We start from the raw sequence: 24,799 nt of genomic DNA on the forward strand, positions 1-24,799 counted from the left end.
GATCGCGCCCCCGGATGCCGCCATGACCCAGCCCTCGCTCCGCTCGCTCGAGCACCACGACGCCTTCATCGAACGCCACATCGGCCCCAACGACGCCGAGATCGCGCACATGCTGCGCACGCTCGGCTTCGAGTCGCTGGAGGCGTTCACCGATGCCATCGTCCCGGCCGCCATCAAATCGGAGGCGCCGCTGGCGCTGCCCGAGGCGATGACCGAAGTCGAGGCACTGGCGAAGATCCGCGCGATCGCGCAGAAGAACCAGGTGTTCAAGAGCTTCATCGGCCAGGGCTACTACGGCACCCACACGCCCAACGTCATCCTGCGCAACATCCTCGAGAACCCGGCCTGGTACACCGCCTACACCCCGTACCAGGCGGAGATCTCGCAGGGCCGCATGGAAGCCCTCATCAACTTCCAGACCATGGTGGCCGACCTCACCGGGATGGACATCGCCAATGCCTCGCTGCTCGACGAAGCCAGCGCCGCCGCGGAAGCGATGACGCTGGCGAAGCGTTCCTCGAAGTCGAAGTCCGACACCTTCCTGGTGGTCGGCGATACCCATCCGCAGACCATCGAAGTGCTGCAGACCCGCGCCGAGCCGCTGGGCCTGAAGGTGAACGTGGTGCGCGGCACCGACGCGGTGCACGCCGCGATCGCCGCAGGCGACTACTTCGGCGTGTTGGCGCAGTATCCGGCGTCCAGCGGCTGGATCGCCGACTGGGAAAAGGACGCCGAGGCCATCCACGCGCACGGCGCGCTGTTCGTGGTCGCCACCGACCTGCTGGCCCTGACTTTGCTGAAGTCGCCGGGCGAGATGGGCGCGGACATCGTGATCGGCAACAGCCAGCGCTTCGGCGTGCCGTTCGGGTTCGGCGGCCCGCACGCCGCGTTCATGGCCTGCCGCGACGCCTACAAGCGCAGCATGCCGGGCCGCCTGATCGGCGTATCCATCGACGCCGACGGCAACCCCGCCTACCGCCTCACCCTGCAGACCCGCGAGCAGCACATCCGCCGCGAGAAGGCCACCTCCAACATCTGCACCGCGCAGGTGCTGCTGGCGGTGATGGCCTCGATGTACGCGGTGTACCACGGCCCGGATGGCCTGAAGCGCATCGCCCGGCGCGTGGCGCGCTACACCGCCATCCTCGCCGCCGGTCTGCGCCAGCTGGGCCACGCCAGCGTGCACGCCACCGCGTTCGACACCCTGTGCATCGACGTCGGCGACCGCACCGCCGCGCTGGTCGAGCGCGCCCGCGCGCACCGCGCCAACCTGCGCGTGCGCGGCAACGGCTCGATCTGCATCTCGCTGGACGAAACCACCACCCGCGCCGACCTCGAACTGCTGTGGCGCATCTTCGGCGGCGACGATGCCACCCTGCCCGACATCGATGCGCTGGACGCCAGCGCGCCTTCGCTGATCCCGGCGGAACTGGAACGCAAGAGCGCCTTCCTCACCCACCCGGTGTTCAACACCCACCACAGCGAGCACGAACTGCTGCGCTACCTGCGCACGCTGGCCGACAAGGACCTGGCGATGGATCGCACCATGATCCCGCTGGGCAGCTGCACCATGAAGCTCAACGCCACCGCCGAGATGATCCCGGTGACCTGGCCGGAGTTCGGCAACCTGCATCCGTTCGCGCCGGCCGAGCAGGCGCAGGGCTACAAGGAGCTGATCGAGGGGCTGGAAGCGATGCTGGTGGAGGCCACCGGCTACGACGCGGTGAGCCTGCAGCCGAACTCCGGCGCGCAGGGCGAGTACGCCGGCCTGCTGGCGATCCGCGCCTACCACGCCTCGCGCGGCGAGGGCCACCGCAACATCTGCCTGATCCCGGAATCCGCGCACGGCACCAACCCGGCCTCGGCGCAGATGGCGGGGATGAAGGTGGTGGTGACCCGCTGCGACGCCAACGGCAACGTGGACATCGAGGACATCCGCGCCAAGGCCGAGCAGCATTCGGCCAACCTGGCCGCGATCATGATGACCTACCCGTCCACCCACGGCGTGTTCGAGGAGGACGTGGTCCGCATCTGCGAGATCATCCACCAGCACGGCGGCCAGGTGTACACCGACGGCGCCAACATGAACGCGCTGGTGGGCCTGGCAAAGCCGGGCAAGTGGGGCTCGGATGTGTCCCACCTCAACCTGCACAAGACCTTCTGCATCCCGCACGGCGGCGGCGGCCCCGGCGTGGGCCCGTGCGCGGTGAAGTCGCACCTGGCGCCGTTCCTGCCCAAGGCGTTCGGCGATGGCGGCCTGAAGACCGCCGGCACCGGCGGCGGCGCGATGGTGGCCGCGGCCAGCTTCGGCAGCGCCTCGATCCTGCCGATCAGCTGGATGTACATCGCGATGATGGGCCGTGACGGCCTGCGCAAGGCCACCCAGGTGGCGATGCTCAACGCCAACTACATCGCCAGGCGGCTGGCGCCGCACTTCCCCACCCTGTACACCGGCCGCAACGGGCTGGTGGCGCACGAGTGCATCCTTGATCTGCGCCCGCTGGAGAAGCTCTCCGGCATCAGCGCCGAGGACGTGGCCAAGCGCCTGATCGACTTCGGCTTCCACGCGCCGACCCTGAGCTTCCCGGTCGCCGGCACGCTGATGGTGGAGCCGACCGAGTCCGAGTCGCAGCACGAACTGGACCGCTTCATCGACGCGATGATCCAGATCCGCGCCGAGATCCAGGACGTGATCGATGGCAAGCTGGACCGCGCCGACAACCCGCTCAAGCACGCCCCGCACACCGCGATGCGGGTGTCCGCCAGCGAGTGGACGCACGCCTACCCCCGCGAGCTGGCGGCATTCCCGCTGCCCAGCCTGAAGCAGGTCAAGTACTGGCCACCGGTGGCGCGGGTGGACAACGTCCACGGCGACAAGAACGTGTTCTGCGCCTGCATCCCGGTGGACGCGTACAAGGACTGAGCCGCCCCCGCGCGGGCATCGCCAGCGGATGCTCGCCGGCAGTCCCGGAAAACGCACAGGCCCCGCAGTGCGGGGCCTGTTCGTGTCCAGCGATCGCGCCCGATGGCGCGCGGGATCAAACGCCGCGCTGCTTCAGCCACGCCTCGACCTGCGGCAGCCGCTGCTGGCGCAGCTTCACCCGGGTCTGGATGCCGTTGACCACGCGCTGCGCCTCGCGGCGCGAGGTCGGCGCGATGTACTGCTCGGCGAAGGCGTTGATCTTATCCACCATCTTCAGGTCATCCGCGCCGCTGCCGAGGCCGGGGTAGTAGCGCGCGCGCGAGGTGGAATCGACCAGCGCGTCCACCTGGGTGCGGTGGGCGGTGGCGAAGTCGAAGGCCAGGTGCGGGTGCTCGCGGGCGACGGTGGCGATCATCGAGGCGCTGTTGGTGGCGCCGGGCTCGGCGGTCAGCGCCATGTCCAGCGCGCGCTGCGCCAGCGCCTTGTCCTTGGCCATCGCCAGCAGGCCGTAGTACTGGTCGCGCAGCATCGAGGACTTCTCCGCCTGCGCCAGCGCGTGCAGCTTGTCCCAGGTGGCGGCATCGGCATTGCGCGCGACCATCCCCAGCACCGTCCGGCGCAGATCGGGGCCGAGCGAGGCCGGGTTGGCGAGGAAGGCATCGAAGCGGCGGCGCGCCTCGGCCAGCACCTTGGCATCGCCGAGCATGCCGAGCACGCCGATCAGGCTCTGCCGCAGCTGGCGGACGGCGGCGGAATCGTCCGCGCGGTTGTCCCAGCCCAGCTGCGCCAGCTTGGGCGACAGCTTGGCCTGGGCGAACGTGCGGAAGGCGGCCTGGCGCTTGGGATCGGCCTTGAGCAGGTCGTCGATCCCGGCCAGCTGGCCGGCCACGTTCTGCCACAGCTCCGGCGCGGCCGTCATCGGCACCTGCATGGCCAGGTCCAGGCTGTCGGCCTCCGGCTGCAGGCCGACCGCGGCCAGCGCCTGCGCGTCCAGCATCACGCCCATCTGATCCACCACCGGCAGCTTGGCGAAGCCGGCGCTGATGGCCTTGAACTGGGCCGGCGCGTACAAGGTGCGGAAATAGCCCTTCTGGCCGGCGTTCACCAGCACCGGGGCGGTGCAGCCGGGCAGGCTCAGGCTGGCCTGGCCGTCCACCAGCACGCGCTGCACCTGGCCGTCGCCGCCGCGCACGCTGACCGGCACGTGCCAGCGCAGCGGCACCTTGCCGGGACGGTCCACGGTGTATTCGCCCTGCTCCAGCTGGAGCACGGTATTGCCGCCCTCGCAGCGCGCGCTGGCCTTGATCAGCGGCACCCCGGGCTGCAGGGTGAAGTCATGCGCCACTTGGGTGAACTGCTTGCCGGGCGCGGCGATCTCCATTTCCTTCCACAAATCGTCGGTCACCGCGTTGCCATACGCGTGCTTGGCGATGTAGCTGCGCACGCCGGTGCGCCAGGCATCCTCGCCCACGTAGTCCTCCAGCATCGAGATCACCGCCGAGCCCTTGCCGTAGGTGATGCCGTCGAACGCCTGGCTGGCCTGCTCCACGGTGGCGATGTGCTGCACGATCGGGTGCGTCGTGGCGTAGGCGTCGCCGTTCATCGGGCCGCGGCTGGTGAAGGCGGCATCCACGTTGTCCACGTCCCATTCCGGATGCAGCTTGCGGGTGGTGCGGCCTTCCATCCAGGTGGCGAAGCCCTCGTTCAGCCACAGGTCGTCCCACCACGCCATCGTCACCAGGTCGCCGAACCACTGGTGCGCGATCTCGTGCGCGGCGGTGGTGAAGATGCGCTGCTTGTCGGACAGGTTGGAGGTGGCGGGGTCGAACAGCAGCGAGGACTCGAAGGTGAAGATCGCGCCCCAGTTCTCCATCGCGCTGAAGAACTGGCTGCGGCCCGGCGCGGCGATGTTGTCGAGCTTGGGCAGCGGGTACTTCACGCCGAAGTAGTCGTCGTATTCGCGCAGCACGTCGCGGCCGGATTCCAGCGCGAAGCGGGCCTGGTCCACCTTGCCCTTCTGCGCGATCACGCCGACCTCCACGCCGTTGTCTGACAGGGTGGTGCGGTCGAAATCACCCACCGCCATGAACAGCAGGTAGGTGGACATCTTCGGGGTCGGCGCGAACACGGTCAGGCGGCGGCCGTCGCCAAGGTCGTGGGTGCTGGCCGCCGGCATGTTGCTCACGACCATCTGCCCCGCCGGCGCGGTCACCGCCAGGTGGAAGGTGGCCTTCAGGCTGGGCTCGTCCCAGGACGGGATGAAGCGGCGCGCGTCGGAGTTCTCGAACTGGGTGTAGAGCGCGCGCTTGTTGCCGGAAGCGGTCGGGTAGTCGAGCGCGAACAGGCCGTTGGCCTGGGTGCCGATCTTGCCGCTGTAGTCGATCGACAGCAGGTAGCTGCCGGGCGCGAGCTCGCGGTCGAAGGTGAAGGTGGCGGTCTGCGCCGCCGCATCCATCGCCACCTTGGGCACCAGATCCTGGCCCTGCGCGCGGCTCAGGCGGACGCTGGAGAAGGCCATGTCCACCGCATTCAGGGTGATGCTGCGGATGGGCTTGAGCACGTCGAGGTTGATCCGCACCTTGCCGTCGAACGCCAGGCGCTCGGCATGCGGCACGATCTCGACGTCGTAGTGGGTCGGGCGCACGTCGCGCGGCAGCTGGGTGGTGGCATCCACCTGCGCATCAGCGGGCGCGGGCGCGGCCGGGCGCGCCAGCGCGGCGGTGGCGGAACCGGCCAGGGCCAGGGCGATGGCGGTGGTCAGAAGGCGACGCATGCAAACCTCGGGGGAACGTGGGAGACGGGCGATCTTCCCGCCGCCCCGGGGCGCGGCCCACCCCCGGAAGTCATGCCGCCGGCGCGTTTACAGCAGGTGGTGCATTACGGAAATGTAATGACAGACGCTGCCGGCGATCACGAACCCATGCCAGATCGCATGCGACCAGCGCATCCGCGGCCGCAGGTAGAACAGGGTGCCGAGCGTGTAGGCCACCCCGCCGGCCAGCAACCAGCCCAGCGTGGCCGTATCCAGCGCGCGCAGCAGCGGCCCGGCCGCGACCACCACCAGCCAGCCCATCGCGAGGTAGATCAGGGTCGAGAGGCGGCGGAAGCGTCCGGTGTAGAACAGCTTGAACACCACGCCCGCCAGCGCCAGCGCCCAGATCGCGCCGAACAGCCACCAGCCCACCGCGCCGCGCAGGCCGACCAGGGTGAACGGGGTATAGGTGCCTGCGATCAGCAGGTAGATCGCGCAATGGTCGAATACCTTCAGCCGCCCCTTGGCGACCGGATGCGAGATCGCGTGGTACAGGGTGGACGCGGTATAGAGCAGCAGCAGCGCCACGCCGAAGATAATGGCCCCGGCCAGCTGCCAGCCGTCGCCATGGATCGCCACCAGGGTGATGAGCACCGCGCCGCCGGCCAGCGCCGCGGCCGCGCCTACGCCGTGGGTCAGCGCATTCGCCAGCTCCTCGCCAGGATGGGCCAGGGGATCGGGACGGACGCGCGCGGTCTGCTGCATTGCAGCAGGATACTCCCGCCGGACGCCGCCGCGGTCAACCCCGTGCGCCGGCCGGCGTTGCCACCTGCAGAAACCCGCCTCCTCGCACAATTCCCCAGCCCGCCATGCCCGCCCTCCCGCACGCCGCCATGCGCCCGCTTCCGCGCCCCGCCCTGCCCCACGTCCTGTTGCTGTCGCTGGCGCTGCTCCTGGCGGCACCGGGCGTGCAGGCCGCAGCCCCGCCCGCCACAGGCGCGGAAGCAGTTGCCACGGTCGACACCGGCACCCTGGTAGTGGACGGCATCCCACGCAGCTACCTGATGCAACGCTCGTCGCGGCAGCCGGCACCGCTGGTGCTGGTCCTGCACGGCAATACCCAGCAGGGCCGCGACATCCTGGAGCACACCTCCTGGCCGGACGTGGCCCGCCGCGCGGGGTTCGTACTGGTGGCACCGGACGGCTTGAACCGCGGTTGGGCGGACCTGCGCAGCGATGCCGAGGTCGCCGGCCGGCGGCCACCGGCCGGCACCGATGACGTGGAGTTCCTCACCATCCTGATCCAGGACCTGGTCCGGCGCGGCATCGCCGATCCGCACCGCATCTACGTGGCCGGCATCTCCAACGGCGGCGCGATGGCGATGACCCTGGCCTGCGAGCGTCCCGACCTGATTGCCGCCGCCAGCAGCACCATCATGGCGCTGACCCGGCACATGGCGGCGGCCTGCCATCCGGCGCAGGGCACGCCGCTGGTGCTGATGAACGGCACCGCCGACCCGCTGGTCAACTTCGACGGCGGCCGCGGCAGCAACCGGATGATGGGCGTTTCCGGGCTGCTGTCGGCGGAGGACACCCTGCGCTTCTGGCGCCGCCTGGACGGCTGCGCCCCGGAGGATGCCGGCACGACCGCGCTGGCGGACGTGGCGCCCGACGATGGCTCGCGGGTGGTGCGGGTGGATTCGCGCTGCCCGCCCGGCACCGGGGTGCTGCTGTACAAGGTGGACGGCGGCGGCCACCGCATGCCCGACCTCCTCGCCGATGCCCGCCACCCGGCGCTGGTGGACCGCCTGCTGGGGCCGCAGAACCGCGACATCGACGGCCCGCAGCGGATCTGGGACTTCCTCAAGCAATACGCCCGGCCATGAGCCGGGCGCATGCAGGCATGGGCACAGCGGCACGCAGCCGCCGGCCCGCGTGGACGGGGCTCAGGCGAACGGGTCGCGCAGCACCATGGTGTGGTCGCGGTCCGGGCCGGTGCTGACAATACTGATCGGGCAGCCCGCCAGTTCTTCCAGGGCACGCAGGTAGGCACGCGCGGCCGGCGGCAGCTTGTCCCATTCGGTGATGCCGTGGGTGGTTTCGCTCCAGCCCGGGAACTCCAGGTACACCGGGGTGATCTCCTCCCAGCCCTGCGCGTCCAGCGGCGCGTACTCGGTGCGCTTGCCGCGGTACTCGTAGGCGATGCACATCTTCAGCTTCTCCATGCCGTCCAGCACGTCGAGCTTGGTGATGCACAGGCCGCTGATGCCGTTGATCGCCACCGCGCGCTTGAGCGCCACGATGTCCATCCAGCCACAGCGGCGCGGGCGGCCGGTCGATGCGCCGTACTCGGCACCGCGGTCGCGGATGCCCTGACCGATCTCGTCGTCCAGCTCGGTCGGGAACGGGCCGCCGCCGACGCGCGTCGCATACGCCTTGGCGATGCCCAGCACGTAGTCGATCGCGTCCGCGCCCACGCCGGTGCCGGCCAGCGCGCCGCCGACCGTGGTGTTGGAGCTGGTGACGTAGGGATAGGTGCCGTGGTCGATGTCCAGCAGCGCGCCCTGCGCGCCCTCGAACAGCACGCGCTTGCCCTGCTTGCGCAGGTCGTGGCAGATGCCGGCCACGTCGGACTTCATCGGCTCGACGTATTCGCCGAACGCCAGCGCCTCGGCATACACCGCGTCGAAGTCCACCGCCTCCACGCCCAGGTACTTGGTCAGCACGAAGTTGTGGTAGTCCAGCGCGCTGCGCAGCTTCTCGGCCAACTGTTCCGGATAGTGCAGGTCGGCGATGCGGATGCCGCGGCGCGCCACCTTGTCTTCATACGCCGGGCCGATGCCGCGGCCGGTGGTGCCGATGGCCTTGCCGCCGGCGGCCTTCTCGCGCGCCTGGTCCAGCGCGATGTGGTACGGCATGATCAGCGGCGCGGCCGGGCTGATCTTCAACCGCGAGCGCACGTCCACCCCGGCCGCCTCCAGTTCCTCGATCTCCTTGCGCAGCGCCGCCGGCGAGATCACCACGCCGTTGCCGATCAGGCACAGCGCGCCGTCGCGCAGGATGCCGGACGGAATCAGGTGCAGCACCGTCTTCTTGCCGTTGATGACCAGGGTATGGCCGGCGTTGTGGCCGCCCTGGAAGCGCACCACCGCACCGATGTCCTCGGTGAGCAGATCGACGATCTTGCCCTTGCCCTCGTCGCCCCACTGGGCGCCCAACACCACGACCGACTGGCCCATGGCCTCAACTCCTGCTGCGTGCGGCCATCGGGGCCGCGGGATGGATGGGTCCGGAGCCCCGCGCCGCCGGGCCGGAACGCCATCGGGGCACTCCGGGCAACGCGCGTCCAGACACGGAAAAAGCCGAGGCGAGCCCCGGCTTTCGTGCATTCTACCCGTATCGGCCGCCCCCCGCGACCGCCGCCCTCACTCCATCCGCCGCCGCCGCGCCAGCAGGTCGCGGTCGAGCTGCAGCAGGTAGCGGAACAGCTTGCGCTGGGCGACCGGGGTGAGGTTGACGAACTCGCAGCCGGCCTGGGTGACATCCGGGCCGAGGTGGCCGCGGCTGATGATATGGCGCACCTGCAGGCTCACCTCCACCTCGCCCAGCTCGGGCAGGTCGATCCGGCAGTCGCGCAGCACGTCGCCCACCTGCAGGCGCACCTGCGAGCGGGTGGCCACCACCGCCAGCCCGCCGCCGCCGATGTCGCGGATGGTGGCATCCACCTCGCGCTCGCGTTCGCCCTCGTCCAGCCGCAGGCGGCAGAACAGGGTGCCGGCCGGCGGCTCGCGGCGCATGAACTCGCGCCGCTGCAGGTACAGCACGCGCTCGGGGATCGGCAACCGGAACGCGGCGCCATTCTCGAACGCATCCAGCAGGGCCGGCCCTGTCGAGAACCGCAGCGCGGCGCGGTCGATGCTGCCCTCGAACCGCAGCAGCGGCGCCGCCAGCCAGGCGTCCTGCACCGAGCGGCTGGCGGGCACGTCGATCAACAACCCGGCGGCATCCACCTTCAGCAGGATGGTGGGCAGCGCGCTGGCGGTATTGTCCGGGCGCACGCTGAGCGCACTGCGCTCGCCCACCAGGCGCTGCAGGTGGTGGCGGATCTCGCCCGCGTCGTGGATGTAGAACTTGTCGTAATACCCCTCCAGGTCGGCCACGTCCGGGGCGGGAAGGTCGGGCAGGTCGCTCATTCCACCAAGCTTAACGGCAGTGGCCGGCGCCTGCTTGATGGGCGTCAGCCGCGGCGGACATCGGGTTCGGCCTGGTCGCCCTCGGCCAGCCCCACGTTGCTCGGCGCCGCCTCGTAGATCGCCCGGTCCAGGCGCCCGGTTTCCTTCGCCACCAGCACCGGCACCAGCACCTGGCCGGTGACGTTGGTCATCGTGCGCATCATGTCCAGCACGCGGTCGATCGCGTACAGATAGCCGATCACCTCCAGCGGCAACCCCGCGGCCGACAGCACCACGGTGGCCATGATCACCGCGGTGCCCGGCACCCCGGCGGTGCCGAAGCTGCCCAGCACCGATGCGAGGGCGATGATCAGGTACTGGGTCAGCGACAGCTCGATCCCGGCGTACTGCGAGATGAACACCGCCGCCAGCGCCGGATAGATTGCGCCGCAGCCGTCCATCTTGATGGTGGCGCCCAGCGGCACCGCGAACGCCGCGTAGTCTTTGTCGACACCCAGGTTGTGGGTGGCGCTGCGCAGCGAGACCGGCAGCGCCGCGAAGCTGCTGGAGGCCACGAACCCCACCTCCATCGCCGGCGCCGCGCCGCGGAAGAACCTCAGCGGGTTCAGGCCGTGCGCCAGCAGCAAGGCGCTGTACACCACCACGATGTGGAAGGCGCAGGCCGCGTACAGCGCCAGCACGAAGTTCAGCAGCGGACGCAGCTGCTCGAAGCCGTAGCCGCCCACCAGCGCGGCGATCAGGCCGAAGGTGCCCAGCGGGGTGAACTCCAGCACGTAGCGGGTGACCTGGATCATCACCTCGCTGGCCTCGCCCACCAGCTTGCGCACGCCGGCGACCTTCTCGCCCAGCTTCACCATCGCGAAGCCCACCAGGCCGGCGAAGAAGATCACCTGCAGCACGGTCCCGCTGCGCGGCACCAGCACCTTGGTGCCGTCCGCCAGCTTTGCCGTGGCGGCACCGCCCAGGGCCTGGAACGGATTGGCCGGCACCAGGTTCAGCAGCATGTCCAGCGCGCCTGGCACCTGCTTGGGCGAATAGTCGGATGCGATCTTCAGCGTCCCCACCCCGGTCCCGGGCTGGATGATCCAGCCGAATGCCAACCCCACCCCCACCGCCAGCACCGCGGTGATCGCGAACCACAGGAAAGTGCGCCCGGCCAGCGCCGCGATCGACGCCTTGCCGCTGAGCGAGGCCACCGCGTTGATCACCGCGAAGAACACCAGCGGCACCGCGATCATCGAGATCAGGGTGACGTAGAGGTCGCCGACCGGCCCGAACCAGGTCTCGGCGTCCTTGCCGAACGCCCAGCCGGCCAGCGCGCCCAGCACGAAGCCGAGCAGCACGCGCTTCCAGAACTTGATGCGGAACCACCAGTCGAACATGCGGGCCATCCGGGCTTGGTCGGCCTGCACGATACCCGACCCGCCGCCGCGCGTCAGCGCGCGGACGTCCCTGCAATCCCACCGACACCACGACCGGTGATAATGCCGGCATGAAGATTCCGCATACCCCTGCCCGATCCCGCCTGCTGCCGTTGGCCGGCAGCCTGCTGCTGGCCGCCTGCGCCAGCACCAGCCCCCTCCCGCACGCCGCCGCCCCGGTCGGCCCCCAGGCCGCCGCGCTGCACGTGGACGTGCCCGCCATCCGGCATCCGGACGGCGAGACCCCGCAATGGTGGTACCGCGCCGGCGCCGCCCAGGCCGCGGAGCGCGGCGCCATGAACGGCCGCGCCAAGAACGTGATCGTGTTCCTCGGCGACGGCATGAGCCTGGCCACGGTGGCCGCCGCGCGCATCCTGGAAGGCCAGCGCAAGGGCAGCAGCGGCGAGGAAAACCGCCTGGCTTGGGAGACCTTCCCGGACACCGCGCTGAGCAAGACCTACAACACCAATTCCCAGACCCCGGACTCGGCCGGCACCATGAGCGCGATCGCCACCGGCGCCAAGACCCGGCTGGGCGTGCTCAGCATCGGCCAGAGCGCGCCGCGCGGCGACTGCAAGGCGGCGCTGGCCACCCCGCTGCTGACCCTGTGGGAGCTGGCGGCGTCCGCCGGCATGGCGACCGGCGTGGTCACCACCACCCGCGTCACCCATGCCACCCCGGCCGCGACCTTCAGCCACAGCGCCGACCGCAACTGGGAAACCGATGCCGACCTGCCGCAGGAGGCGCAGGCCGAGGGTTGCATCGACATCGCCCGGCAGATGGTGGAATCGCCGTACGGCAACGGCCCCGACGTGCTGATGGGCGGCGGCCGCGTGAACCTGATGCCGGTCAGCCAGCGCGACCCGGAGTACGACGACAAAGTCGGCGCGCGCCTGGACGGCCGCGACCTGATCGCCGAATGGCAGCAGCGCCACCCCGGCGGGGCCTACGTCTGGAACGCGGCGCAGCTGCGCGCGGCGCCGGCCGACAAGCCGCTGCTGGGCCTGTTCGAGCCCGACCACATGCACTACGAGCACGACCGCCCGCAGGACCCCGCAGGCGAACCCTCGCTGGCGGAGATGACCCGCGCCGCGATCACCCGCCTGGCGCGCAACCCGGACGGCTACGTGCTGCTGGTGGAAGGCGGCCGCATCGACCACGCCCACCACTCCGGCAACGCTTTCCGCGCGCTGGACGAAACCATCGCGTTCTCCGACGCGGTGCGCGCCGCCACCGAGATGACCTCGCCGCAGGACACCCTGATCCTGGTCACCGCCGACCACTCGCACACCCTGACCTTCGCCGGCTATCCCGCCCGCGGCAACCCGATCCTGGGCAAGGTCAAGGGCGGCAGCGGCGAAGATGCCGACCCCACCCAGCTGGCGCGCGACGCCAGCGGCCTGCCCTACACCACCCTGAGCTATGCCAACGGCCCCGGCTACACCGGCGCCAGCGCGCGCCAGCCGGAAGGCCCCAAGCACTTCGAGCACTGGATGGAAGACGTGCGCCCCGCACACGGCCGCCCGGACCTGACCCACGTGGACACCGAGGACCCGGACTACATGCAGGAAGCGCTGGTACCGACGAAGTCGGAAACCCACGGCGGCGAAGACGTCGGCATCTGGGCCAGCGGCCCCGGCAGCACCGCGGTGCGCGGCTCGCTGGAGGAAAACGCGATCTACCACGTCCTGCTGCAGGCCACCCCGCGCCTACGCGCGGCGGCCTGCGCGCACCAGCTGTGCGACGGCAACGGGGTCCCGGTGACCCTGCCCGACCCCAAGGCCGTGGCCACGCCGCGCTGAGCGCATCCGCACGCGAATACGCCACGCCGCACACCGGCGTGGCGCTGCGTGAAACGCGTAGTCAGAACGGCTTGGCCAGCACCAGATAGACCACCATCACCAGCAGCAGCACCGGCAGTTCGTTGAACCAGCGCAGGGCACCGGACGAAGGCAACGGGTGCCCGGCGGCGTTGCGCTTGAGCAGGCGCCCGGCGACCACGAAATGCGCCAGCAGCAACGCCACCAGCGCCAGCTTGGCGTGCAGCCAGCCGCCGCCGATGTGGAAATGCAGCCACAGCGCCAGCCCCAGCACGAAGGCGATGCCGAACATCACGTGGCCGAAGCGGTACAACCGCCGCCCCATCAGCAGAAGGCGCTCGCGCACGGCGGGCACGTCGCCGGCCTCGGCCAGGTTGACCAGGATGCGCGGCAGGTAGAACACCGTGGACATCCAGGCGATCACGAACACCAGGTGGAACGTCTTGGTCAGCAGGTAGGCCATGGCAGGTCCGTCATGCCCGCACAGCGGGGCTTGGGCTTTTGATTCTTGCATGCCGCCTCGGTCAAGCTGAAGCACGCCGCCTGCCCGCGCAGGCCCGACCTCGCCCCCCCCGGAAGCCATGACCAAGACCTACGACCGCGCTTATTTCGACCGCTGGTACCGCCATGGCGGGATCGGCCACGCCGCGCGCCTGGCGCGCAAGGTGCAGCTGGCGGTGGCGACCGCCGAATACCACCTGGAACGGCCGATCCGCAGCGTGCTGGACATCGGCTGCGGCGAAGGCGCGTGGCGCGCGCCGCTGCTGAAGCTGCGCCCGAACGTACGCTACCTGGGCTTCGACAGCAGCGATTACGCCGTCGCCCGCTACGGCCGCAGCCGCAACCTGCACCTGGCGCGCTTCGCCGATTTCGCCCACCTGCGCCCCTGCCCGCCGGTCGACCTGCTGGTGTGCAGCGACGTGCTGCATTACCTCGACACCCGCGAGCTGGACCGCGGCCTGCCGGCGCTGGCCGAGCTGTGCGGCGGGGTGGCCTTCATCGAGGTGTTCGCGCGCGGCGACGGCGCGGAAGGCGACGAACACGAGTTCAAGCAGCGGCCGGCGGCGTTCTACCGCGAGCGCCTGCGCGCGCTCGGCCTGCAGCCGCTGGGCTCGCACTGCTGGCTGTCGGCAGCACTGGCAACACACGCCACGGCGCTGGAACTGCCCGGCTGAACGCAGGCCGGGCGCGGCCCGGAAGCGCGACCGCCGTCACGTCCGCTTGCCGCGCCTGCGCTATGCTGCAGCGCCGCAATCCAGGCCAGGGACCCCACCGCGATGCTGCTGTACGAACTGCACGAACTCTGGCGCGCCGGACTGGCCCCATATGCCTACTGGGCCGATGCCGGCGCCAAGATGTATTCCGCCCACGACAGCTGGCTGGCGGCACTGCCGGGCGCGCAGCGCACCGCGGCCGCGTTCGAGCTGATGTACCGGCTGGGCAAGGAATACGAGAAGCCCGAATTCGGCATCCACCAGATCGAGGTGGACGGCGTGCCGATCCCGGTGGTCGAGCGGGTGGAGCTGGAGCAGCCGTTCTGCCGGCTGCTGCGCTTCAAGCGCTACCACGACCAGGCCGATGGCCTGGCGCGGATGAAGGACGACCCCACCGTGCTGGTGGTGGCGCCGCTGTCCGGGCACCACGCCACCCTGCTGCGCGACACCGTGCGCACCCTGCTGGCCGACCACAAGGTGTACATCACCGACTGGACCGACGCGCGCATGGTGCCGCACGCGCAGGGCGCGTTCACGCTGGACGACTACGTGGCCTACGTGCAGGCCTTCATCCGTCACATCGGCGCCGCCAACCTGCACGTGATCAGCGTGTGCCAGCCCACCGTGCCGGTGCTGGCCGCAGTGTCGCTGATGGCGGCGCGCGGCGAACCGCTGCCGCGCACGATGACGATGATGGGCGGCCCGATCGATACCCGGCAGTCGCCCACCGCGGTCAACAACCTCGCCACCCGCCAGCCGCTATGGTGGTTCGAGAACAACGTCATCCACAGCGTGCCGGCCAACTACCCCGGCGCCGGCCGCCGCGTGTATCCCGGCTTCCTGCAGCACCTTGGGTTCGTGGCGATGAACCCCGAGCGCCACGGCATGTCGCACTGGGACTTCTACCAGGACCTGGTCAAGGGCGACCTGGAATCGGCCGAGGCGCACCGCCGCTTCTACGACGAATACAACGCGGTGCTGGACATGCCCGCCGAGTACTACCTCGACACCATCCGCGTGGTGTTCCAGCAGCACCTGCTGCCGCGCGGGCTGTGGGACGTGGCCGGCGAGCGGGTGGACCCCGCGCGGATCCGCGACTGCGCGCTGCTCACGGTCGAAGGCGAGCTGGACGACATCTCCGGCCAGGGCCAGACCCGCGCCGCGCACGCGCTGTGCACCGGCATCCCGCAGGCCTCTCACCGCCACCTCACGGCGGAAGGCGCCGGCCATTACGGCATCTTCAGCGGCCGTCGCTGGCGCACCCAGGTGTACCCGCAGGTGCGCGACTTCATCCGCGCCCACACCAACGCGCCCGCACCCCGCGGCAGGCGCACGCGCAAGGCCTGAGGGCGGCCGGCGGCGATCGTCCGCGCGCTATGCTGGGCATCTGACCACCGGAGCCCGATGATGCGCGCCACCCTGCTTGCCACCGCCCTGCTCGCCCTGCTGACCGCCGACCTGCACGCCGCGGAGGCCGCGCAGCCTGCCAAGCGCAAATCCGCGCAGGAAATCATCGATGCCGCCCCGGCCAGCGCCTGGCGCGACCTCGATCCCGCCAACACCCTGTACATGGAGCTGCCCGCCGGGCGGGTGGTGATCGAACTGGCCCCCGGCTTCGCGCCGGAGCACGTGGCGAACATCAAGACGATGGCCAAGGGCCGGTTCTGGGACGGGCTGAACATCTACCGCTCGCAGGACAATTTCGTGGTGCAGTTCGGCGACCCCGACGGCGAGGACGCCGGCAAGGCCAAGCCCTATCCGCCCGGCACCCGCACCCACCTGCCGGCCGAGTTCACCCGCAGCGACCAGGGCGTGCGCTTCGACCGCCTGCCGGACGCGGACGGCTGGGCGCCGCAGGTCGGCTTCGTGGACGGCTTCCCCGCCGCGCGCGACCCCAAGGCCGGCAAGGTATGGATGGCGCACTGCTACGGCGTGGTCGGCGCCGGCCGCAACACGCCGCCGGACAGCAGCATCGGCGCCGAGCTCTACGTGGTGATCGGCCAGGCCCCGCGCGCGCTGGACCACCAGCTGACCGTGGTCGGACGCGTGGTGAAGGGCATGGAGCTGCTCAGCGTGATCCCGCGCGGGCCCGCCCCGATGGGCTTCTACACCGACCCCAAGCAGCGCACGCCGATCCTTTCGATCAAGCTGGCCAGCGAGGTGCCGAAAGCCGAGCGCACCCGGCTGCAGCTGCTGCGCACCGACAGCCAGGCCTTCCGCGACGCCACCGAGGCGCGCCGCAACCGGGTGGACGATTTCTACACCCAGCCGGCCGGCCATATCGACCTGTGCAACGTGCCGCTGCCGGTGCGCGAAGCCCCCGCCGCGCGCTGATCCCGACGGCGCATCTGCACGCGGAATGATGCGGTTGCGATGACGCGCAAGGCGGCCGGAGGGCCGCCTTGCGCATGGCCCGGCACCGTCCCGGGCGTCCCGGTGCCGCGGCTCAGAACTCGCGGCTGAAGCGGATGCCCAGGGTGCGCGGCTGCGCGATCACGGTGTACGGCTCGTAGCCGCAGGTCAGTGCCGCGCATTCGGCGAAGCGGGTCATCTGCGCGCGCGAATTGAACGCGTTCTTCAGGAACACGTCGATCGCCCAGCTGTCCTTGCGCCAGCCGGCCGAGAGATCGACCAGGGTGTACGCATCCAGGTAACCCAGCAGCGCGGTCTCGGCGGTGCGCATGTCCACCCGGCGCTTGCCCGCGTGCGAGAACGAGGCCTGCCAGTACGCCTCGCCGGGGCCGAGGTCGAAGGTGTAACGCGCGTTGAGGCTACCCTTGAAGCGCGGCGTGATCGGCAGCTGGGTACCGGCCGCGGCCTGCGGGCCGCTGACCACGTTGCCGTTCGGGTCCAGGGTGCCCGCCGGGCACACCGTCTCCGGCTTGCCATCCGGGCGCAGCCAGCCGCAGAAGTTCTGGGTCAGCTTGGCGTCGTACCAGGCGAAGCTGCCGGTGATCTGCAGGTTGTAGGTGGCCGCCCAGACCAGGTCGGTCTCCAGGCCGTTGATGCGCGCCTGGTTGGCGTTGCGGATCTCGGTCAGGCCGTTCTGGCCGAGGTAGGAGAACTGGAAGTTCTTCCAGTCCTCGCGGAACACCGCGCCGTTGAAAACGAAGCTGCCGTTGCCCCAGGAGGTCTTCCAGCCGGCCTCGTAGTTGGTGAGGAAGTCGGACAGGTACGGCGGCAGGGTGCCGCGGCGGTTGATGCCGCCGGGACGGTAGCCTTCCGACCAGGTGGCGTACACCAGCTTGGTGTCGTTGATCTTGAAGGTGAGGTTGGCGCGGTAGATCGACCCGTTCTCCTTCACGCCCTTGTCGAACACCATGCACGGCGCGCCCTTGTAGGGCTGCCAGTTGGACGGGGCCCCGTACTGCGCGTAGCAGCCGGCCTCGCCGTAGCGGTCGGCAGGCGGCTGGCTGGACTGCGAGGAATACCCCTCGGCGAAGCCGAAGAAGCCCTTGAGGCTGTTGCGGGCATGGAACCAGCGCCCGCCGGCGTTGAGCTCCAGGCGGTCGGTCAGGTCGTAGCTGAGTTGGCCGAACACGGCGCGGTCGTCGTCGGTGCGGTCCTGCCGGGTCAGCCAGATGGTGTTCGGCCAGCCGCTGACCGAGAGCACGCTGGCCAGGCCATCGATCTGGTAATTCTGCAGGATGTCGTGGCTCTGGTTCTGCCAGAACAGGCCGGCCACCAGCCGCAGCCGGTTGTCCTGCGGCGAGGCGATGCGCAGCTCGTGGCTGGTGCGCCGGTAGCGGTCGGTGGCGTTGATGTGCTGCGCCGGATTGATCAGGTTGCCGTTGTTGTCGTAGAAGTACGCGCCGTAGCCGGCCAGGCTGTCGTACCAGTAGCCGTAGTCGCTGTAGTCGGCGGCGGAATCGACGTCGCGATTGAGGTGCGAGAACACGTAGGTCAGGTCGAAGTTGCCGATCTTGCCTTCCACCGTCATCGCCGCCTGGTACCAGCGGTCGTCGGAAAACTCCGGGTAGAAGTGCTTGACCGCGGTCTTGCCGTAGGAGCTGTCGTAGCCCGCGCTGGCGCTGCCCACCAGCGGATCGATGCCGGCGCTGCCGTGCGCCTTCATCTTCTGCGCGATCAGCTGCGGGGTGATGGTCCAGCGGTCGTTGATGTCGAAGCGCATGGCCGCGCGCACGCCGACGGTGTCGGCGGTGTTGTAGTTGTTCTTGGCGAAGGCGGCGTTGTCCGCGACGATCCCCGAGGTCGGATAGGTGCGGGTACCGTGCAGGTTGTCCACCCAGCCGGCGTCGTGCTTCTGCCAGCCCACCAGGCGCACCGCCGCGGTGTTGTTGTTCATCGGCAGGTTGACGAAGCCTTCCAGCACGTGGCCGATGCCACCGCCGTCGATCGCGTTGGCTTCCACCGCGAAGCCCGCCGCATAGCCGGACGGATCGGGCTTCTTGGTGATGATGCGCACGGTGCCGGACTGCGAGCTGGCGCCGTACAGGGTGCCCTGCGGGCCGGCCAGCGCTTCCACCCGGTCGATGTCGTACATGTGGATGTCGAGCGCGCCCTGGATGGTGGTGATGGGCTGCTCGTCCAGGTACATGCCCACGCTGGGCTGCGAACCGGAGTGGTTGCCGTCGCCGCCGCTGGCCACGCCGCGCATGTACACCTGCACGAAGCCGGGACCGGAGAACACGCCGCCGCCGGCGGTGCCGTAGCTCAGGCTGGGGATCATCTTGGCGTAGTCGCTGAACGACGCCACGTCCTGCTGCTCCAGCTGGGTGCTGCCCAGCACCTGCAGGCTGATCGGCACCTTCTGCAGGTTTTCCTCGCGCTTCTGCGCGGTCACCGTCACCGTGCCCAGCGTGCGCGTGTCCTTGTCCTTGTCTTTCGCCACCGCGTCCTTGGCCGGCGCCGGCGCGTTGGCGTCCTGGGCCCAGGCCGGTGCGGCGAAGGCTAAGGCCACCGCGACCGCCAGCGGGAGCTTGCGGAACGCCCGGCCGCGCCGGTTTTCCCCTTTCCGAACAACGTGTTGCGCAGACATGCCTGACTCCCCAGAGTGATGATGTCGCCGCGTTGACAGCCGGATTGCCGCCAAGATTTAAACCTGTTTTAACCGCTTTTCAACAATCGCCCCGAGCCCCGCCTTGGGCCGCCCCCAAGTCCGGCGGCACCGCCGGGTAGGCCTCCAGCACCGGCCCCAGCGCCTGCTTCAACGGCTCCAGCCACGGCTCGAAGCGCCGCCACTGCGCCAGGCCCTCGCGGTAGATCGGCCGCCGCACCTGCTCGGAACTGGCGGTGCGCACCGCGCGCGGATTCTCGAAGAAACGCAGGCAGCGCGCATCGAACGGCAGGCCGCAGTAGTCCAGCAACGCGCGCACCTGGGCCTCGGTGTCCTCCACCATCGCCTCGTGGAAGACGCGATGGATGCGCCCGGGCAGCACTGCGTCGAAATGCGCCATCAGCATCACGTAGTCGGCGTAGTAGTGGCCGAGGTCGGCCAGGTCGTAGCTGAAGGCCTGGCCGCGCGCGAAGTGCTGCTTGAAGTTGGAAAAGCAGCAGGCCAGCGGATGCCGGCGCGCATCTATGATCTTGGCATTCGGCAGGATCGCGTGGATCAGGCCGATATGGGCGAAGTTGTTGGGCATCTTGTCGATGAACAACGGCCGCCCTTCGCGCCGCTGCGGCTGTACCCGGCGCAGATAGTCACGCCCGAGCTCGGCCAGCTCCGCGCGCGGCAGCGCCGCCAGCACATCGTGATAGGAGGTGGTTTCCGGATTCCCGCTGCGCTCGCGCAGCTGGCGGGTGATGGCGATGATCGCCGGCAGCTCCATGGTGCCTTCCACCTGCGGATGGCTGGCCAGGATCTGCTCGACCAGGGTCGAGCCGGCGCGCGGCATGCCAACCACGAAGATCGGATCAGGCGCGGGGCAGCCGGCGCCGGCGCGCTCGGCGAAGAACTCGCGGGTATAGGTGCGGATCGCGCGACGCGTGCGCTCGCGCGCCAGCGCCGCGTCGTAGGGCAGCTGCGCGCGCCGCAGCGCGTTGCCGCGCGCGTAGTGCGCGAACGCCGCGGCATCGTCCTCGCCGGTATCTTCCAGCGCCTTGCCCAGCGCGAATTCGAAATGCAGCCGCGCATCGTCGTCGAGGTCGGCGCGCCGCAGCTGCGTGCGCATCGCCTCGATGTCGGCGGCATCGAAGCGCACGGTCTTGAGGTTGGCCAGGCTCCACCAGGCGCCGCCGAACCCGGGGTTCAGCGCGATCGCGCGGCGATAGGCGGCGATCGCATCGCCGGTGCGGCCGGCGGTCTTCAGCGCATGGCCGTAGCCCAGCCATACCTGCCATTGCCCGGGCACGCGCGCCAGCACTCGCTCGTAGGCGCCGATCGCGGCCTCGAAATCGCCCAGCTTGCCCAGGATCACCGCGCGCAGGTTGTGCAGCGACTGGCTGTCGGGCGCGCGCTCCAGCAGGCGATCGACCTCCACCAGCGCCTCGTCGTGGCGGTTGCCGCGGTTGAGCAGGCCGGCGTAGTTCTGGCGCGCGGCGTCGAAGCCCGGTGCACGCGCCAACGCCTGTTCCAGCAGGGCGATGGCCTCCTCGTTGCGGCCGAGGCGCGCGCCCAGCTCGGCCAGCATGCGCAACGCGGCCACATCGCCCGGCTGCGCGGACAGGCGCGCGCGCAGGCGGGTCTCCGCATCCGGTAGGTCGCCGCGGGCCAATGCGTCGGCAGCGGCCATCAACACCGGATCGCGCACGCTGTGCCGCACGTGCTGCAGGTAGGCAGCATCGGCACCGGCGCCATCGCCGCGGGAAAAGCGCAGATCGGCCAGTGCCAGCCACGCGCCGGGCAGCGCCGGCTGCAGCGCGACCGCGCGCTCCATGCTGGCCTGCGCCTGCGCGTCCTCGCCCTGCGCGGCCTGCGCGCGGCCCAGCGCCAGCCAGGTCATGGCCGATCCCGGCTGCGCCTGCGCCAGCGCCGCCAGCCGCCGGACCGCGCCCGCGGCATCGCCCACGGCCGTCTCCGCCATGCCCAGCACCAGCTCGCCGCCGGGATGCCCGGGCGCGGCCTCCAGAATTGCCAGTGCCTGCTCGGCGGCCAGTTCCGGCCGGGTTTCCAGCAGGCGCAGGGCATGCGCCAGCGCGGCATCCAGGCCGGCGACCGGGGCCTGCGCCTCCACGCTCACCGGGCGTCGCTCCCGCGCGCGGACGCGCATCCACGCCGGTGGCACCGGCAACTGCCCGCATGGATGCACATGGCGACCTCCCCGACCGTGACTACCGGCATGTTGCCACGCCGGCGCGGTTCGCACATCGTGCGGGGATTACCGTCCGCATGACGCCGGGGATTCCATGCACAGCCGCCACCGGGCAACGCTTGCCCTGTCCACCCTGCTCGTCCTGATGCCGGCCCTGGCCGCCGCCAGGACGCCTTCCGCCAGCCCCGCCGCGCCCGACGCGCCCACCGGCTGCCCGACCATCCCGCTGGCCGCGCCGGATGCGGCCGCGGTGCGCGTGGCCAGCGCGGCCGACGCCTGGGGCGGCCCGCGCACAGGCAAGGAAGCCACCCTGTCCGACCGCGTGGTGGAGTATTCGATCGACGCCGAGCTCGACCCGGCCAAGCACACGGTCAAAGGCAAGCAGACCCTGACCTGGCGCAACCGCAGCGCGCAGCCGGTGTGCAGCGTGTACCTGCACCTGTACCTCAACGGTTTCGACGGCCCCGGCAGCACCTTCATGACCGAGCAGCGGGCCAGCAGCAGCGGCTTCCGCAGCAATGTCGCCACCAAGGACGGCGAATACGGCTACATCCGCCTCGACAAGGTGGCGCAGGCCGGGCAGGCGGCGAAGTGGACCTTCGTGCAGCCGGACAACGGGCCGAAGACCGACCGCAGCGTGGTCCGCATCGACCTGCCGCAGCCGGTGGCGCCGGGCGCCAGCACCACCCTGGCCATCGACTTCTTCGACCAGCTGCCGCGGGTGGTGGCGCGCACCGGCTACTACGGCAGCTTCCACCTGGTCGGCCAGTGGTTCCCGAAGATCGCGGTGCTGGAGCTGCCGGGCGAACGCGGCGCGCTCGCACCGCGCTGGAACGCCCACGAGTTCCACCTGCACAGCGAGTTCTACGCCGACTACGGCCGCTACGACGTGCGCATCACCGTGCCCAAGGACTACACCGTCGGCGCCACCGGCCAGCAGGTGGGCGCCCCGGTGGAGAAGGGCGGCAAGACCACCCACCGCTACGTGCAGGACGACGTGCACGACTTCGCGTGGACCGCCGACAAGCGCTTCGCCACGCCGCTGGTGAAGACCTGGGCCGGCCCGCGCGGCCCGGTGGACGTGAAGGTGCTGTACCCGCCGGAATACGCCAGCAACGCCGAGCCGGTGCTGCAGGCCACCATCGACGCGCTGGACTACTTCTCGAAGACGCTCGGCGCCTACCCCTACAAGACCGCCACCGCGGTGGTGCCGCCCTACGGCGCCAAGGAAGCCGGCGGCATGGAGTACCCCACCTTCTTCACCGCCGACAACACCGACACCGTGACCCCCGGCAGCCTGCCGCGCTGGATGCTGGATTTCGTCACCGTGCACGAATTCGGCCACGGCTACTTCTACGGCATCCTCGGCTCCAACGAGTTCGAGGAACCCATGCTCGACGAGGGCATGAACGAGTACTGGGACCAGCGCATGATGACCGCGCGCAAGCAGGACCTGGTGCTGCAACTGCCGTGGATGCGCTGGCTCGGGATCGGCACCCGCATCACGCCGTTCGACATGGAGCGCCTGGGCGCCTCGCTGCACGACCCGGCCGACCCGCTGGGCGCCAACTCGTGGGACCGCCTGTCCAGCGCCAGCTACGGCACCGTGTACTCGCGCACCGCCACCGCCATGCGCCAGATCGAGGCGCTGGTGGGCACCCCGGCGATGGAGCGCGCGATGAAGCTCTACTACGAGCGCTGGAAGTTCCGCCATCCGTCGGCGGCCGACCTGCGCGATGCGCTGGCCGAAGGCACCGGCAAGCCCGCGATCGTGGATGCCGCGTTCGATGCCTACGTGTACTCCACCGGCCGCACCGACGACCGCATCGCCAGCCTGTCCAGCCGCGAAGTGCTGCCGCTGCCGGGCTACCACGCCTACCAGGGCCGCCAGGTGCTGGTGGGCAGCAAGGCCATCGACGCCGCGATCGCCAAGCGCCGCGAGGCGTGGAAGAAGGCGCATCCGGACGCCAAGCTTGGGCACGGTGCCTTCCCCTACCGCACCACGGTGGTGGTCCGCCGCGACGCGGTGAAGCCGCCGCAGACCCTGCGCATCCACTTCGCCGATGGCAGCCACCGCGACTACCCGGTCACCGCCCAGAACAGCTGGCAGCGCTTCGTGGTGGTGGCCCCGGCCAAGGCGGTCTCGGCCCAGCTCGACCCGGATGACCGGGTGCGGATGGACGCCAACCGCCTCAACGACGGCCGCACGCTGGAGCCGAAGCCGCAGGCCTCGCGCCGCTGGTTCGGCGAATTCACCGCACTGCTGCACTCCCTGCTGGCCCTGCTGGCCACGGTCTGAAGAGGCGCTACCCGATGACTACCTCGATCCGTCCCCTCCGTGCCCGCGCCGCCGCCCCGCGCGCCCTCGCCGCCGCCCTGCAGTGGCGGCTGCTGCTGCTGTGGGTGGCCGCCGGCCTGGCCTGCACCCTGGTCGCCGCGCTGCCGGTGTGGAGCTGGCTGGGCAGCCTGCTGGACTATTCGCCGCAGGCGCCGGCGATCGCCGCCGGCCACGACCCGATGCCGCTGCTCGGCGCGCTGACCGCGCCCGACGCGCCGATGCCGCTGCTGACCTCGCTGCTGCGGGTCTCGGCACTGCTGATGCTGCTGCTCTCGCCGCTGCTGGCCGGCGCCACCCTCACCGCCGCGCGCAGCCGCAGCACGCTCGGGTTCGGCGAGTTGCTGCGCGGCGGGCTGGCCGAATACGGGCCGCTGCTGCGCCTGCTGCTGTGGTCGGTGGTGCCGCTGGGACTTGCGCTGGGGATCGGCGCTGCCGCCCTCGGCTTCAACGAGCAGATCCACGAGCACGCCATCCTCGAATCGGCCGTCAACGATGGCCGCAACATCGCGCTGGCGATCGGCGGCGTGCTGTTCCTGCTGGCGCATGCCAGCCTCGAGGCCGGCCGCGGCTGGCTGGCGGCCGACGCCCGCCTGCGCTCGGCGCTGAAGGCCTGGTGGCGCGGCCTCGCGCTGCTGCTGCGGCGGCCGCTGGCGGTGCTGGCCGCCTATCTGCTGCCGACCGTGTGCAGCCTGCTGCTGGCGCTGCTCCTGCTGGCCGTGCGCGGGCACGTCGCGCCGGCGGGCGCCGGTGGTTTCGTGCTGGCCTTCCTGCTGGGCCTGTGCATCGCCGGCGCGCTGGCCTGGGGCAAGGTGGCACGGCTGTTCGCGATGCGCGCGCTGGCCGAGGACGCGCACGCCAGGCGCTGAGCGGACGCCCGCCCGCGCGGCGGGCTTCCCCGTTCAGGCTAGAATTGCGCCCGGTTCGCCC

At 70.5% G+C, this 24,799-nt stretch carries 16 protein-coding genes; 8 read left to right on the forward strand and 8 right to left on the reverse strand.

From position 1 onward, the window contains the following. Positions 1–22: 22 nt before the first annotated feature. Positions 23–2,923, forward strand: coding sequence for an aminomethyl-transferring glycine dehydrogenase (gcvP, locus tag EDC34_RS02475; protein WP_114960050.1), 2,901 nt, complete (start codon positions 23–25; stop codon positions 2,921–2,923). Positions 2,924–3,038: 115 nt separating this feature from the next. On the opposite strand, the gene EDC34_RS02480 is transcribed toward gcvP, so the two are convergent. Further along, positions 3,039–5,696, reverse strand: coding sequence for a M1 family metallopeptidase (locus EDC34_RS02480; RefSeq protein WP_114960051.1), 2,658 nt, complete (start codon positions 5,694–5,696; stop codon positions 3,039–3,041). 87 nt (positions 5,697–5,783) lie between these two features. Next, on the reverse strand, positions 5,784–6,440 hold the full coding sequence (trhA, locus tag EDC34_RS02485; RefSeq protein ID WP_114960052.1) for a PAQR family membrane homeostasis protein TrhA: 657 nt from the start codon (positions 6,438–6,440) through the stop codon (positions 5,784–5,786). Positions 6,441–6,544: 104 nt separating this feature from the next. On the opposite strand from trhA, the gene EDC34_RS02490 reads away from it, so the two are divergent. Further along, complete coding sequence (locus tag EDC34_RS02490; RefSeq protein WP_205388056.1) at positions 6,545–7,561, forward strand: CE1 family esterase; 1,017 nt, start codon at positions 6,545–6,547, stop codon at positions 7,559–7,561. 60 nt (positions 7,562–7,621) lie between these two features. Here EDC34_RS02490 and EDC34_RS02495 read toward each other — a convergent pair whose 3' ends face one another. The 3 genes from EDC34_RS02495 to EDC34_RS02505 all read right to left on the reverse strand — a co-directional run bounded on the left by EDC34_RS02495 (position 7,622) and on the right by EDC34_RS02505 (position 11,250). Then, positions 7,622–8,914 carry an adenylosuccinate synthase gene (locus tag EDC34_RS02495; protein ID WP_114960054.1) on the reverse strand — a complete coding sequence of 431 codons (1,293 nt, stop codon included), beginning with the start codon at positions 8,912–8,914 and terminating at the stop codon, positions 7,622–7,624. Positions 8,915–9,100: 186 nt separating this feature from the next. Then, positions 9,101–9,868 (reverse strand): flagellar brake protein, encoded by a 768-nt coding sequence (locus EDC34_RS02500; RefSeq protein ID WP_114960055.1) that lies wholly within the window; start codon positions 9,866–9,868, stop codon positions 9,101–9,103. A gap of 44 nt (positions 9,869–9,912) precedes the next feature. Further along, positions 9,913–11,250 (reverse strand): dicarboxylate/amino acid:cation symporter, encoded by a 1,338-nt coding sequence (locus tag EDC34_RS02505; protein ID WP_114960177.1) that lies wholly within the window; start codon positions 11,248–11,250, stop codon positions 9,913–9,915. Positions 11,251–11,360: 110 nt separating this feature from the next. On the opposite strand from EDC34_RS02505, the gene EDC34_RS02510 reads away from it, so the two are divergent. Next, positions 11,361–13,091 (forward strand): alkaline phosphatase, encoded by a 1,731-nt coding sequence (locus EDC34_RS02510; RefSeq protein ID WP_114960056.1) that lies wholly within the window; start codon positions 11,361–11,363, stop codon positions 13,089–13,091. Positions 13,092–13,152: 61 nt separating this feature from the next. Here the strand turns inward: EDC34_RS02510 and EDC34_RS02515 are convergent, their stop codons facing one another. Next, on the reverse strand, positions 13,153–13,572 hold the full coding sequence (locus EDC34_RS02515) for a CopD family protein (protein WP_114960057.1): 420 nt from the start codon (positions 13,570–13,572) through the stop codon (positions 13,153–13,155). A 118-nt stretch (positions 13,573–13,690) separates the two neighbouring features. Here EDC34_RS02515 and EDC34_RS02520 point away from each other — a divergent pair, with 118 nt between their 5' ends. From EDC34_RS02520 to EDC34_RS02530, 3 genes are all read left to right on the forward strand, one after another. Then, the gene (locus EDC34_RS02520; protein WP_114960058.1) at positions 13,691–14,284 is read left to right on the forward strand and encodes a class I SAM-dependent DNA methyltransferase; all 594 of its coding nucleotides are present in this window, start codon (positions 13,691–13,693) and stop codon (positions 14,282–14,284) included. A gap of 105 nt (positions 14,285–14,389) precedes the next feature. Further along, a complete protein-coding gene (locus EDC34_RS02525) occupies positions 14,390–15,670 on the forward strand; it encodes a polyhydroxyalkanoate depolymerase (protein ID WP_114960178.1) in 1,281 nt (426 codons plus the stop codon). Positions 15,671–15,727: 57 nt separating this feature from the next. Then, positions 15,728–16,657, forward strand: a complete 930-nt coding sequence (locus tag EDC34_RS02530) for a peptidylprolyl isomerase (protein ID WP_114960059.1) — start codon at positions 15,728–15,730, stop codon at positions 16,655–16,657. Positions 16,658–16,769: 112 nt separating this feature from the next. On the opposite strand, the gene EDC34_RS02535 is transcribed toward EDC34_RS02530, so the two are convergent. Together EDC34_RS02535 and EDC34_RS02540 are read right to left on the reverse strand one after the other, a co-directional pair. After that, the gene (locus EDC34_RS02535) at positions 16,770–19,322 is read right to left on the reverse strand and encodes a TonB-dependent receptor (RefSeq protein WP_114960060.1); all 2,553 of its coding nucleotides are present in this window, start codon (positions 19,320–19,322) and stop codon (positions 16,770–16,772) included. Positions 19,323–19,401: 79 nt separating this feature from the next. Next, positions 19,402–21,462: a tetratricopeptide repeat-containing sulfotransferase family protein gene (locus EDC34_RS02540; RefSeq protein WP_240311086.1), complete on the reverse strand. Its 2,061-nt coding sequence runs from the start codon at positions 21,460–21,462 to the stop codon at positions 19,402–19,404. Between the two features lie 166 nt (positions 21,463–21,628). On the opposite strand from EDC34_RS02540, the gene EDC34_RS02545 reads away from it, so the two are divergent. After that, positions 21,629–23,833: a M1 family metallopeptidase gene (locus tag EDC34_RS02545; RefSeq protein WP_114960062.1), complete on the forward strand. Its 2,205-nt coding sequence runs from the start codon at positions 21,629–21,631 to the stop codon at positions 23,831–23,833. A gap of 14 nt (positions 23,834–23,847) precedes the next feature. Beyond that, complete coding sequence (locus EDC34_RS02550; RefSeq protein WP_114960063.1) at positions 23,848–24,738, forward strand: hypothetical protein; 891 nt, start codon at positions 23,848–23,850, stop codon at positions 24,736–24,738. Positions 24,739–24,799 lie beyond the last annotated feature (61 nt).

Origin of the sequence: Thermomonas haemolytica, from assembly GCF_004346265.1 — a bacterium.
GTDB lineage: Bacteria > Pseudomonadota > Gammaproteobacteria > Xanthomonadales > Xanthomonadaceae > Thermomonas > Thermomonas haemolytica.